This is a genomic window from Enterococcus sp. SMC-9 (assembly GCF_021011285.1).
GTDB classification, from domain to species: Bacteria; Bacillota; Bacilli; order Lactobacillales; family Enterococcaceae; genus Enterococcus_C; species Enterococcus_C montenegrensis.
In genome coordinates, this window is the sequence record NZ_JAILYE010000002.1 from 434998 (window position 1) to 447628 (window position 12631).

Here is a 12631-nt window from a genome sequence, read left to right on the forward strand (position 1 = left end):
AAAGCTGTCTTGTTGCCAAAGTATTCACCTCTTTATTTTTTGACCAACTTAACTTTTTTTGACTGCTTGTGTTAGCTGGGCAATCGTTTTTTGTGCAATTTCGTTGCGATTAATTTTGGCATACGCATTAGCGTCTGCAAGCCGTTCTAAAATCTCGCCTTGGGGCATTTTAAGTTTCATGGCATTGCAGGCTAACTGTGTAGCCACTCTTGCCAAATAGAAGGTGACGTGATTATCTGAACAAATGGAAAGCGCATATTCCAATAACGTATTGCTAACTTGATATTCTGCAATTTCACTGTAAAAAACACCACATTGATATAAAATATGCAGCACGCGCCAGGTTTCTTCTATGGATTTAACTGGATAGTCATAAATTTTACGCAACACTTTATCAAAATAGACTTCCCCTTTTACTTTTTCACCAGCCTCACTGTAAACTAGTCCCATACCCGTATAAGCCAACAGCTGATAGAGCGTATCTTCTTCCAATAGCAACTGATTAAAAGCAAATAAAACCTCGACAGCTGCTGCTTTTTGATAGTACAAAAGAAAACCTGACAAATAATGGTAGCGCATCTTTAACTCAGGAGTATCCAGCTCATTTGTTAAAATATTGGCTAGCAAATTTTGTGCCTTTTGATATTCCATTGTAATCAATAAAAATTCGATTTCATCAAAGGTGGCAACAAGCGTTGTATGTTTCACACCGATTTTGGGAAATAACGCTCCAATTGGAAAGTCTAGCCGTTCACAGAGCTTTATGAGAATTTTCAAACTTGGCACTTGGCCATTGTTTTCAAAACGACTTAAAGTTGCTTGTGTACATATGCCTTGCGCCAATTCGATTTGTGAGAAGCCAGCCTTTTTTCGTGCCGCAATAAATTTTTCAATCTGCATTAACTCCCTCCTTTTTTAAATTGTGCTTATTTTCACATTGTTAATGATACCGCTTTACATCTGCATACTACGCCGCCATACTGGTAAAGTCAAAGTCGATATATAATATTTTATATAATTTTTTTGACAAATCTTACATATTAGAGACACTATTGAAATATGCAATGTTTCTAGCTATTCCTTTTTACGACAAACATTAAAATATAGTCTTTAACTTCATTTTCCTGACAAAAAAACTTCTCAAACAGTGACTGAAAAATTTCTTACTTTCTAAAATCGGTTAGTAAGGAAGAAATTTATCCATCATAATTTGAGAAGTTATTTATTTAAGCTTCAACAATATACGCTTCATAAGGCTGTAAATAGTCTGAAACCAGCTGATTTTTTTGATTGCTAAGAATCACTTGTGCTTTTTGATCACTGGCTGCAAATGGATTTTCGATTGTATTTTCACTTAAATTCGCCACAATCCGCCATTGTTTTTGGTTATCTTTGCGCAAATAGGCAAATATCTGTTCATCTGTTGGCAATAATAATTCGTAGGTTCCTTCTTTTAAAATCGTTTCATTGTGCCGCAATGCAATCAACTTTTGATAATAACGATAGATAGAATGATCACTTTTTAAATCATTGGCTACATTGATTTTAGAATAAGCAGGATTCAACTTAAACCAAGGTACACCTTTAGTAAAGCCAGCATTTTTTTCCGCTGTCCACTGCATTGGTGTTCGTGCATTATCACGACTAACTTTGCGAGCTGCTTGTAGGAAATCCTCATGGGAAATAGTTTGCTGCTGTTTTACATAGTAATCATAATTTCCTAATAGCTCAATATCTTCATAATCTGTAATTTCAAAATCAGCATTCGTCATGCCAATCTCTTCTCCTTGATAAATAAAAGGTGTCCCTTGTAAGCCATGTAAGACTGTCGCAAAGGCCGTTGCACATTCGTAGCGGTAATTTGTATCATTACCCCAACGTGAGATTACTCTGGCGCGATCATGATTTTCAAAGTAAAGCGCATTCCACCCTTTGTCTTTTAATTCATGCTGCCAGTTGCTTAAAATTTCTTTCAATGTAACTAAATCTCGTTTTTTTAAAGCCCATCGACCATTGACATCTCCTTTTTTACGATCGATATGCATATGTTCAAAAGTAAAAATCATATCCAATTCTTCTCGCTTAGGATCAACTAATGTGTAGGCATCATGTGCTTTAGCTGCTGGAGATTCGCCCACACTCATCATATCAAAAGGTGCTAAGACCGCTTGGTTCAATTCATGAATAAACTCGTGCATGCGGGGACCATTTTGTTGATTTTCTGTTGTATTGCTCCGGGGGTTATCGGGAAACTGCCAATCTTTTGAAATGGAAGTAATCACATCCATCCGCCACCCATCTACCCCTTTGGCTTTCCAAAAGCGCATCATATCGTAGATGTATTCTCTGACAAAAGGATTTTCCCAATTTAAATCCGGTTGTTCTTTCGCATAATAATGTAAATAATACTGCATTCTACGCTCATCAAAAGTCCATGCCGAGCCACCAAAACTTGAGCCCCAATTATTAGGGGGCGAACCATCGGGCTTGGCATCTTGCCAGATATAAAAATCGGAAAAGAAATTGTCTTTTGACTTGCGACTTTCTTGAAACCATAAATGTTGATCCGAAGTATGATTGGCAACAAAGTCCATAATAATCTTTAGCCCTTTGTCATGGGCTGCTGCAATTAAGGAATACAAGTCTTCATTGTCTCCGAAAATCGGATCAATTTTTCGATAATCAGCAATATCGTAGCCATTATCAATTTGCGGGGATAAATACACCGGACTTAACCACAAGGCATCGACACCTAAATCGACTAAATAGGGTAATTTTTCGATGATTCCTTTTAAATCACCAATGCCATCATCATTACTGTCGTAAAAACTTTTGGGATAAATTTGATAAATGACGGCTTCTTTCCACCAATCACTACGCATGCTCTTTCCCCTTTCTTTTATACAATTCCAAGTAATGACAAAGCAATGGCTGCAATAATGATGCCAAAAATTAGAACATTAATCGAAACATTTTTCTTCTTTAATAGATAAAAACAAAATAAGGTAACTGCTAAAGGTAGTAAACCAATAAAAATTTGATCGAGCATTTCTTGGGATTTTAAAATCGTTTTGCCACCCATTACCATTTTCCATTTCAAATCAAGTTTTACCATTTGGCTCGTCATCGCACCTACCATTGTTAATCCAACAATGGTTGCAGCTTTTGTTAAAATATTAATCAGACCATTTTCGTATAAATCTGAAATGTAAGCCGATCCTAGTGTGTAACCCAATTGCCCCCCATACCAACGAATAAGTTGAACGGGCAAATTAAACAAAAGTAAAAAGATAATCGGAGCCAAGACATTACCTGATTGCGCTAATCCGACTGCAACACCTGCCGCAATTACTCGCAAAACGCCCCAGAAAACCGAGTCGCCAATACCAGCTAATGGGCCCATTAAAGATGTTTTAATCGCATTGATGGAATCTTGATTAAAATCTGTCTTTTCACTATTTTCTTTTTCCATTGAAGCACTTAGCCCCATGATAAAAGGTACCATGGCCACATTTGTATTAAAATAAGACATTTGACGTACCATTGCAGCTTTTTTATCTTCTTGGTTTTTATAAAAGCGATTGATAAAAGGTAACATCGCATATTCAAAGCCTGAAGCTCCTTGTTTTGCTGGCGTAACTGCAGAATACAAGGTGAATGAGCGCCAGTACATTTGGCGTAATAATTTCTTTTCTTCTGGTGAAACATTTTGATTAAATCGAGACATCGTTTTTCCTCCTCATTTTTTACGATTAACTAATCTTTCTTAACTAAAGAAATCATCATTTTCAATCTCTTCTGTTGTTTCATTTGTCGCTGCTAGCGTAGGTTTTTGTTGGATTTGCTGTTCCATTTTCTTCAATTGGAAATCCCGTTGTCCAATCGTCACGGCAATAATTACCCCTAAAACTGCTACTGCAATCAATGGAATTTTGAAGTATGCGACAATCAAAAAGCCTAAGAAGTAAAATGCGGAAACGTTATTGTCCCATAAAATTTTCATTAACATCGCCATTCCGACTGCAGGTAGTAAATTACCAGCGACAGATAAGCCATTAATAATCACATCCGGAATCATTTCCAAGACATTTTGCGTAGCTTTTGAGCCAAATAAGATGGCAAAAAATGGAATTAATGAATAGATCGCCCATTGCAATGCCCATAGTCCAAAATGCAAGCGGATAATTCCTCTTTCATTAGCTTCTTCAGCCATTTTGTCAAAGCGACTAGCAAAAGGCCCTACCACTGCTACATATAATAACGTCTTTACTTGTAATCCGATGATCCCTAATGGAATCGCGATTGGCAATGCAACTTCCACACCACCGCCCAAATTGATGGCAAATGCTGCAGCTAAAGCCGTTGCAAGACCAGGTTCGGCTGAACTTGCGCCCCCAATATTAACGACTCCCATAAAAATAGTTTCTAAAGAGGCTCCGATTAATAAACCTGTTTGAATATCACCAAGCAATACCCCTACTAAAGGTCCAATGACAATAGGACGCCCCAACATGGTAAAACCTAATAATTCCTGGCCGCCGACTGTTAAAAAGACGACTAATGCCACTACAATTGCTTCATATAACATAATTTTTCGCTCCTTTTATTTACGTGGATTCAACAATTACTTGATAAAGTCTTTGGCCAACTCTTTTTTATCAGATGGTAAATTTTGTAGTGCAGTTTCTGGATACAGTTCAACTAAAGTAGCTAAGCTTGTAAGTTCTGCTGGTGTTAACATGACAAATTGTGTCAAAGTCTTCTTCTCACCGATTACAGCTTTTCCGACGTTGCCGATATTCACATAGGCGATATTAGGCAGTTTATCTGCTAGTACAACAGCGTCATTAACGGTTTTAACCAAAACCAACAACTTCATTTTTTCTGCCCGTGGATCTTGCAGTAGATCAATTGCACCTTGAAGTGTTTTTATAATTACTTTGATCCCACTTGGCACCGCCATTTTTAAAGCCATTTGCTGTGTTTCATTGCCAGCTGTTTCATCATTGGCAACGACAATCCCATCAATATTTAACTCACGGGACCATACCATTGCAATTTGGCCGTGGATTAAGCGTTCGTCTACTCGTAAAGTTTTAATCATTTTATTTCTCTCCTTTTTCTTTAACACTTTTTAAGCAAAAAAATCATTTTCAGTCGTATTTTTGGCAAGTTTGACTTGTTGCATCCCTGCTTGTGCTTTGGTAATCATTTCTTGAATAAATTCATCACTAATCGCTTCTGTTGCTAAAATTACTTCTAATAAAAGCGGCACGTTAAAACCAGCAACAACAAAAATATTTTCTTCTGTTGTTTTAGTCGCAAATTTTTGATTAACGCTCCCTCCATAAATATCCGTAAAAACAATAACTTCATCTGCTGGCGTAACACGGGCAAAAAAATTATCAATCTGAGTGTCTAAATCCGCTTGTCCTTGTGTATAAGCCGAAATATAGGTAATATCTTGTTTCTTACCAACAAATAATTCCAATGTAGATTGAATTCCTTGGGCTAAATTGCCATGAGTGGCAATTACTACTTTTTTCATTTACTTTGCTCCTCTCTTCATTTGACACTTTACTACTAGCAAGTTGTGTGCCAACTTCAAAAAAAGGGTTTAAATCAAGCTTTTACTGGGCATAAAAAAGAAGTGCTTAAAATAAAATAAGCACTTCTTTTTTGATTAATTTAAATTTTAGCAATGTTTACCAGGCCCATACACTAAAATAAAAAGACTTTTTTGATTCCCAGCTTTAAGCGCTGTTTCCCACGTAACTTAGCTTTTTACTTTCAAAACTTCTTGCTGCAATCCTTTTACTAAAAATTTCGACTAACTTGGCGTTTTTTTAATAAAGTTATGCTATCTTAATTAAAAAAGCGGATATAGTAGCCAATAGGAGGCCTGCCATGAATTATTACGATCAACATCTTCATACTTTTTTGTCTTTTGATTCTGAAGAACGGTTTGAAAATTATCTTGTTCAACAGCCCGCAACTTTTGTGGCCACCGATCATTTTGATTTAAAAAATCCAGCTCATGCATTTCAAGATGATATTCCAGATTACGAAGAACTTTTAAGGCAACAGCAAAAATTTATAAGCCAGCCTACAACTTTTCTAAAAGGGATTGAAATTGGTGTGGTTCCTGGTCAAGAAAGTAAAATTTACGATTACCTCGCTACGTATCCCTATGATTTACAATTGGTAAGTATCCATCAAAACGGACAATTCGACTATATGGACGATATTGTTTTAACCAAAGATAAATACACCATTATGGATGAATACTTTCAGCAAATGGAACGCGTAACCGAAGATTTTAAAGCTGGTCACATCCTAACTCACTTTGAATACGGCTTACGACGTTTAGACGTGACTTCCCATGAACTTGCAACTCGTTATGAAGAGCAATTAACGCGAATCTTTAAAAATATAATCGCAAAAAACTGGGGCTTAGAATTAAACGCAAAAAGTTTTGCCAAATACCAAAATGCTCAACTATATGAATATGCAGTCCCCTTGTATCAAAATCTAGGTGGTAAGCTTTTCACTTTAGGTTCTGATGCCCATATTGCGTCAGATTTTCGTAACCAATTTAGTCAAATGGGAGCAATGCTAAAAAAATTTGGTGTCACTGAACTTGCGCTATTTCAAAATAAGGAAATCAAATTGGTGCCGATTCCTGAAAGCTAACTAAACAAAAATTTCTTTAATTACGCGAAAAACGTCTTAAATTAGCCTGCAAAACTCAATTTGCAGCCCTTTATTTAAGACGTTTTTTCAAGTTAGATATAATATTTTAATAGTTCATACATTAAGGAGAGCTCATAATCATCAATGACAATATTGTACTTCATTTCCAGCGGATGGAAAATATTTTTTGAAATCGAGAAAAACTCTTGTTTGGTTTTATCCAGTTGTTCTTCTGCTTGGACACTGACGGACTCTTCCCGTGAAGAAATCATCATCCGCTCAATCATTAAAGCAATGTGCATGTATAAATTCAACTTCACTTTTGCATCAAAGACAATGGTGAAAAAATCTTGATACTTTGCTACAACGCCTTGTACTTCACCTAAAACAACCTTCGGATTTAAAAATTGCAGTCGACTACTAATTCCTTCAATAGTGAAAAACTCCAATAACCCTTCAATTAAATTGGCAATTGTTTTTTCCTTCTCACCTGTTGCTAATAACAATTCTTTTAAGCGTTTAGTTCCACTGGCCTCCATAATATCATAAATATTTAAAATTGGAATTTGATAATCATATGGTAAATCTGTGGTGGTGATAATAAAATCTGTCTTTTCAAAATACCCCATATCATGGGAAGCAAGTGAATTTTTTAAATCTCGATAGTCCATGGTAATGATTTCTTTTTCCATTTGCAAACGATCCAACATGATCTGCTTAATTTCTTCACTTAATCCGACACCTGACATACACGAAACGATGATATTTTTATTTTGAGAGATTCCTTCGTAATACTGAATATGAATCATTTCGTGATACGTATTGGCCCGCTCAGCAATTTCTCTAAAACTTTTTTGTTGTTGAACTTGTAGCGCTACATCTAAAACAAGGGGTGTTGATAAATTGTTAATCACTAATAAATCAGAATCCAAGTACTGTTTAATTTGTTTATACATTTGACTTAAAGAACCCATATCAAAAAGCAAAATAACTGGTAATTTTCTTTGATTTAACTTCGCAATATACTGCTGCACTTTCTGGCTAATTTCAGGCATACTGCTATCTAAGGGCATATCAAAAGCTGCAAAAATAAAATTTCCCACTAAGCCATTTACCACCCCTTGAATACTTGAAGCTGTACTTTTTCCGTGGGAGATTAATATGCACAAGGTTTTAACCTCTTCAATTTTTTCTATCGCAGCATAGTCTAATAGAAAAAGCGCCATACCACTAACAAGTGCGATTTGTTCGTTGCTTGCATTGTTTTTTAAAGGTGAAAATAGCTGTTGAAATAAATAAAAAGCCCGCGGATATTGTTCTTTTATCTTCAGTAGCCAAGCTTTTTGCTCTCTAAGTGGCACCGGTGGCACATTAGCTAAAAAGAAAGCGCAAGAATTTAAAATCTCTTTTGGTATCAGCTCTTTGACTCCATATTTTTCCCATAATAAGGAGATTAAAGTATCATTTAGCACTTGTCTATAGCTTGTCACTTGTAAACTAACATTATCACCCGGTGCTTTTTTTAAATGTTTTGCAACAATAAATTGGCCATCAAGAAAACTTTCGCTTTCGGGTAATTCTGCCAAAATTGCGGTGACAATTTCCTTTGCCACGCTGTTTTGATTGGTGATTTTATCGGTGGGTAAAAAAGTTACCGCTGGTTTTTTGTCTCCAATAATTAAGTCATCCCCAGCTTGTTTTGCATAGGCTTTGGCACAAAGAAGTTTGATTTGATTGTTCAACGAACCCAAATTCCCAGCCTGAGGCGTTTTTAGTAATTCCATAATCAAACTATTATTCACGCTAATTTTTCTATTCATTTTTTTAGCTTCTGTAATAAATGCATGTTGGATTAATGCCATTCGTTCTTCTGAGGGCCTTGCAATAAAATTGGGGATTGTAACGGTCATTGGCACTCGTCTTCTAAAAGTTAACAGTAACATATCGTCCAATGATTCTGTCGTTGCAAAAAGAAAACGAACCTTTACTTGTCGTACTTCTTTACTACCAAGTGGACTATAGGTTCCTTTATCTAATAAAGTAAATAATTTTTCTTGATTTTCTTTAGGTAGACGATGAATTTCATCTAAAAACAAAAATCCTCCGTCAGCTGCTGCCACAAGTCCTGCCGTATCTTCTGTCGCTCCGGTAAAAGCGCCTTTTTTAAAACCAAACAAGACTGAAGAAAGTAATTCTGGATTATTGGCATAATCAGCACAATTCAAAGAAATAAGTTGCGCTTCAGAAGAAATTACACTTTTTGCCTTAGCATATTCATAAATCAAATGCGCTAAATAGCTTTTACCAACCCCAGATTCACCGGTTATAATCAAAGGAAAACCATTTGGTGGATATTTGACAGCCGCTTTACAGGCATCAATCACTTTTTTTAACGAACCTTCGCCACCAATAAATGCGCGAAATGGATCTTTAATTTTTTTAAGACGCCAATACACCGGCTTTGTCCCAAATTTTTCTACCAATTCTTCTTTTAACAGTTGGGATAAATAATGGCTAACTACACCTCTGGTTAACCCATTTTCATCGGCAATCTGTTGCGTTGTCAGATCCTTTTTACCATCATCTTCTAAGTGCTTAATCGAATTAAGCACTTCATATCTTGCTTTTGTGGCCATTCTTTTCACCCTTATTTTTATCTGATTAAAAACAGAATTAATTGTTTAAGTTTTACTTTAAAATCATTATACCACGGAAGTAAACGAATCCAAGCCAAGCTAAGCTATTTTATCGCACCATTTAGATAAAGCAATTTTGTCAGTTATTTCATTTAGGCTGCTTCATTTTAAGCTAGAAAAATCTGCTTATGAAAAAAAGACCTAAACCAAAAACAATACAAACTTTTGGTTTAGGTCTTTTATTTTGTGGCTTATTTGAAAGTTGTCAATTTATCAGCAGAGAGTCTAACTGACTGGTAACCTGACTCTGCCGCTTTACCAATAGAAAGAATTAACACTGGTAAATAGCGCTCTTTTTCTAAATCAAAAGTTTCCGCTAAGTTTTCTGCTTCAAAACCACCAATTGCATTGGTATCATAGCCATGGGCTCGCGCCACTAGCATTAATTGCATTGCTGCAAGACTAGCATCTCGCAAAATGACATTATCCATTTCATTCAAAGATAGATTTTGATAATGAGGAATGATGGTAGCTAATTGGCGATCATGAACTTCTTGCGGCATCAGCCCCGCATTTAATGCTGCCCCATATATTTCTTTACCGTATTCATAATTTTTACGGTCACCAAAAATTAAGATCATTGCAGCAGAAGTATTATTTTGCAATTGATTAAAGCGAATAAAAGGGCGTAGCTGTTCTTTTCCTTCATTTGTATCCACAACAACGTAGCGCCAAGGCTGCAAATTAACTGAAGAAGGTGCACGATTTGCTTCATCTAACATAGTCAACATTTCTTCTCGACTGATTTTTACATTTTCATCATACCGTCGAATCGATTTGCGGTTTAAAACAATATCCTGAAAGTCATTATTTATGAATGCTGTCATTTTCTTACTTCCTTTTATTTAAAATTAAAGTGCTAAACTAACTGCTAAAATATACTTGATTCAAATTTTTTTGGCAAGATTAAAGCTTACACTTTACTTGAATCATTACTTTTATACGACAAAATTTTTTTTATAAAAAAAGCGGCAGCATCTTCCAATGCCACCTGCTGTATTTTCATTTTTTATTAACCTAATGCTTGATATAACGGCATTAATTCTTTTAAAGTTGCTACGGTCTTATCTTCAATTTGAGGGTATTTTGCTTTCATTAAAAGTTTCCCGATTTGAAAAGTTTTTCCTGCTAGCTTTGCTTGAAATTCTGTTTGTAACTTTTCACTAGCCAAGTAATCTTTCAAAGCCAGATGATCATCTAGTTCATGTTCTACTTGAGGCCAAATATAATAGTCTGTAATATCGATCTTTTGACTCCAGATAGCAATTTCTTGTAATAAATCGTTATAGGCCGCAACACTTCCGGACCGTTCAGAACTTTTGTAATGTTGAAACATGAGATAAATCTGATACTGCTTTATATTTAATAGTACCGCTAGACAGGCGTTTTCTCTTTGACGTGATTCACTACGATAGGCACACCAAAAGTGGTTCCGTAAATTCCAACCATTGGTCCAGCTTTCTATTTTGGGCTTTGTAATACCAAAGTCTTTGGGTAAATTAGTAGCAACTGTTAAATTCAGTTCTTTCCATTTTTGCCAATGTTTTTTATATTCGTACTTGATCTCTTCAAGCTCGGTAACTGAATATGTTACCTTTAAGTGTTTGAATGTATAATTATCTCTAGCTAAAACCTCAAAATCCGCAATATCTAATTGCATTTTTTATCCCTCTTATCATTCATAAAAAACTTCATCTAAAAATAGCCCTGCGGCTGGAACTGTTTCTCCTGCATCTTGGCGAATTTTATTTGCCAAAACCTCATCAATAATATTAATATCTAATTTACCCATACCAATTTCCAACAAAGTACCCGTTAAAATTCGTATCATCTTATGCAAAAAACCGTTACCTATAAATGTAAAGTGCAACATGGCACCATCTTTTTCAATTCGAATCTCTTCAATCTTGCGAACCGTCGATTTCTTTGTCTTTTTTAAAGCAGAAAATCCAATAAAGTCATGGGTTCCGAGCAACTTTTCAGCAGCTTTCTCCATTTTTTCTAAATTTAGCTCTTGGGGTACATAAAAACTATGATGCCGGTAAAAAGCCGTCGGAATTACATCGTTCCAAACATAGTAACTATACTGTTTACCACTGGCATTGTAACGAGCATGAAATCGTTCACTCATTTCCGCTACATCTTTAATAACAATATCGTTAGGTAAATAACGGTTCAAAAAATTAAGCATCTCAAGTGGTGACAATTCAGATTCAGTTTTAAAGTTTGCTACTTGCCCTCTGGCATGTGTCCCTGCATCTGTTCGACCAGAACCAATAATTTCAATTTTTTCTCCAGTCATTTGGAACAAAACACTTTCGATTTTCCCTTGAATTGTTTTATCCGAGCTTCCAAGCCGCTGCCAACCCAGATAACGTCTTCCATCATACTCAATCGTCAATTTAATATTTTTCATTTTTATGACTCCTTTTTTAACTTGTTGTCTATTCTACCAAATAAGCAAGCCATTGAAAAAGTTAGCGTACCAAAGAAAAAACAGGGCTAAAAAAATCTCCCTGTAGCTTCTAATTTTTTTATTTTCCAATCACTAATCTTCTAGTGTAAACTGCCTGTCCAGAGTGCATTATTGCATCATCTATGGCAGAGACAATTCGAACTTGTCGGGTTACTGGCGGATTCCAATTTGTATCTACGATATCTTGCAGACTTTCTTCATTAATTGATTGTAAATAAGCGACTGTAAAATCAACACTTGCAGCAAGATAATTTAGTAATAACGCCTTATCCTTTACAACAACTTTTGCAGCTTCTTGCGGCGTATGATGCCAATCCTCTGTATCATCAGGTAGTGAAAGATTAAACTGCTCGCCAAAACCCTTTTTAAACCATAAAGCTTGTGAATTATTTAAATCCGAAATCTGAAAATCTAATTCTCGAGCAGTATGCCAAGTTAACCAAGTCACAGATTTAATTAATGGCGCTGGCATTTTATTAGCCTCAGCTACATTCATTTGTTCTAATGTATCTTCAAACCGTTCCTTTGCTCTTAACAATGTCTCAATGGATAATTCAGTAATTTGCACAGTTTTCCCCTCCGTTTATAAGTTTTTAATTTATCTATGTTGTTTATTCTAACACGTTTCCTATAAATTACAGGTGTATTAAATCTATGTATAAAAAAAGACAGCAACTACGCTGTCTCAAAAACTCCGGCAGTAGGACTCGAACCTACGACATCATGATTAACAGTCATGCGCTACTACCAACTGAGCTATGCCGGA

12 protein-coding genes and 1 tRNA gene are annotated in these 12631 nt (G+C 35.7%); 1 reads left to right on the forward strand and 12 read right to left on the reverse strand.

What is annotated here, in order from left to right; all coding sequences use genetic code 11:
- Positions 1-48: 48 nt before the first annotated feature.
- From K4422_RS04820 to K4422_RS04845, 6 genes are all read right to left on the reverse strand, one after another.
- Positions 49-900 (reverse strand): helix-turn-helix domain-containing protein, encoded by an 852-nt coding sequence (locus K4422_RS04820; RefSeq protein ID WP_230709474.1) that lies wholly within the window; start codon positions 898-900, stop codon positions 49-51.
- A gap of 326 nt (positions 901-1226) precedes the next feature.
- Positions 1227-2882 carry a glycoside hydrolase family 13 protein gene (locus tag K4422_RS04825; protein ID WP_230709477.1) on the reverse strand — a complete coding sequence of 552 codons (1656 nt, stop codon included), beginning with the start codon at positions 2880-2882 and terminating at the stop codon, positions 1227-1229.
- A 17-nt stretch (positions 2883-2899) separates the two neighbouring features.
- On the reverse strand, positions 2900-3727 hold the full coding sequence (locus K4422_RS04830; protein WP_230709478.1) for a PTS system mannose/fructose/sorbose family transporter subunit IID: 828 nt from the start codon (positions 3725-3727) through the stop codon (positions 2900-2902).
- Positions 3728-3766: 39 nt separating this feature from the next.
- Positions 3767-4588, reverse strand: a complete 822-nt coding sequence (locus K4422_RS04835; RefSeq protein WP_230709481.1) for a PTS mannose/fructose/sorbose/N-acetylgalactosamine transporter subunit IIC — start codon at positions 4586-4588, stop codon at positions 3767-3769.
- 36 nt (positions 4589-4624) lie between these two features.
- Positions 4625-5104 (reverse strand): PTS sugar transporter subunit IIB, encoded by a 480-nt coding sequence (locus K4422_RS04840; RefSeq protein ID WP_230709483.1) that lies wholly within the window; start codon positions 5102-5104, stop codon positions 4625-4627.
- A gap of 30 nt (positions 5105-5134) precedes the next feature.
- A complete protein-coding gene (locus K4422_RS04845; protein WP_206904368.1) occupies positions 5135-5548 on the reverse strand; it encodes a PTS sugar transporter subunit IIA in 414 nt (137 codons plus the stop codon).
- A 359-nt stretch (positions 5549-5907) separates the two neighbouring features.
- Here K4422_RS04845 and K4422_RS04850 point away from each other — a divergent pair, with 359 nt between their 5' ends.
- Positions 5908-6693, forward strand: coding sequence for a PHP domain-containing protein (locus K4422_RS04850; protein WP_230709485.1), 786 nt, complete (start codon positions 5908-5910; stop codon positions 6691-6693).
- Positions 6694-6785: 92 nt separating this feature from the next.
- Here the strand turns inward: K4422_RS04850 and K4422_RS04855 are convergent, their stop codons facing one another.
- From K4422_RS04855 to K4422_RS04880, 6 genes are all read right to left on the reverse strand, one after another.
- Positions 6786-9329 carry a sigma 54-interacting transcriptional regulator gene (locus tag K4422_RS04855; RefSeq protein ID WP_230709488.1) on the reverse strand — a complete coding sequence of 848 codons (2544 nt, stop codon included), beginning with the start codon at positions 9327-9329 and terminating at the stop codon, positions 6786-6788.
- A 251-nt stretch (positions 9330-9580) separates the two neighbouring features.
- Positions 9581-10216, reverse strand: a complete 636-nt coding sequence (locus tag K4422_RS04860; RefSeq protein ID WP_230709490.1) for a nitroreductase family protein — start codon at positions 10214-10216, stop codon at positions 9581-9583.
- Between the two features lie 185 nt (positions 10217-10401).
- Positions 10402-11049 (reverse strand): glucose-6-phosphate 1-dehydrogenase family protein, encoded by a 648-nt coding sequence (locus K4422_RS04865; protein ID WP_230709492.1) that lies wholly within the window; start codon positions 11047-11049, stop codon positions 10402-10404.
- A 15-nt stretch (positions 11050-11064) separates the two neighbouring features.
- Entirely contained in the window at positions 11065-11805 is a 741-nt protein-coding gene (gene truA / locus K4422_RS04870; protein ID WP_230709494.1) for a tRNA pseudouridine(38-40) synthase TruA, read from the reverse strand.
- A 118-nt stretch (positions 11806-11923) separates the two neighbouring features.
- Positions 11924-12433 carry a DinB family protein gene (locus K4422_RS04875; RefSeq protein WP_206904352.1) on the reverse strand — a complete coding sequence of 170 codons (510 nt, stop codon included), beginning with the start codon at positions 12431-12433 and terminating at the stop codon, positions 11924-11926.
- 124 nt (positions 12434-12557) lie between these two features.
- Positions 12558-12631: transfer RNA gene (locus K4422_RS04880), tRNA-Asn, on the reverse strand.

What these genes read in the sequence shown, in the direction of transcription:
- K4422_RS04855 (WP_230709488.1), bottom strand. Translation starts at nt 9,329, where the DNA reads ATGGCCACAAAAGCAAGATATGAAGTGCTTAATTCGATTAAGCACTTA.
- K4422_RS04825 (WP_230709477.1), bottom strand. Translation starts at nt 2,882, where the DNA reads ATGCGTAGTGATTGGTGGAAAGAAGCCGTCATTTATCAAATTTATCCC.
- K4422_RS04835 (WP_230709481.1), bottom strand. Translation starts at nt 4,588, where the DNA reads ATGTTATATGAAGCAATTGTAGTGGCATTAGTCGTCTTTTTAACAGTC.
- K4422_RS04830 (WP_230709478.1), bottom strand. Translation starts at nt 3,727, where the DNA reads ATGTCTCGATTTAATCAAAATGTTTCACCAGAAGAAAAGAAATTATTA.
- truA (WP_230709494.1), bottom strand. Translation starts at nt 11,805, where the DNA reads ATGAAAAATATTAAATTGACGATTGAGTATGATGGAAGACGTTATCTG.
- K4422_RS04865 (WP_230709492.1), bottom strand. Translation starts at nt 11,049, where the DNA reads ATGCAATTAGATATTGCGGATTTTGAGGTTTTAGCTAGAGATAATTAT.
- K4422_RS04820 (WP_230709474.1), bottom strand. Translation starts at nt 900, where the DNA reads ATGCAGATTGAAAAATTTATTGCGGCACGAAAAAAGGCTGGCTTCTCA.
- K4422_RS04860 (WP_230709490.1), bottom strand. Translation starts at nt 10,216, where the DNA reads ATGACAGCATTCATAAATAATGACTTTCAGGATATTGTTTTAAACCGC.
- K4422_RS04850 (WP_230709485.1), top strand. Translation starts at nt 5,908, where the DNA reads ATGAATTATTACGATCAACATCTTCATACTTTTTTGTCTTTTGATTCT.
- K4422_RS04840 (WP_230709483.1), bottom strand. Translation starts at nt 5,104, where the DNA reads ATGATTAAAACTTTACGAGTAGACGAACGCTTAATCCACGGCCAAATT.
- K4422_RS04845 (WP_206904368.1), bottom strand. Translation starts at nt 5,548, where the DNA reads ATGAAAAAAGTAGTAATTGCCACTCATGGCAATTTAGCCCAAGGAATT.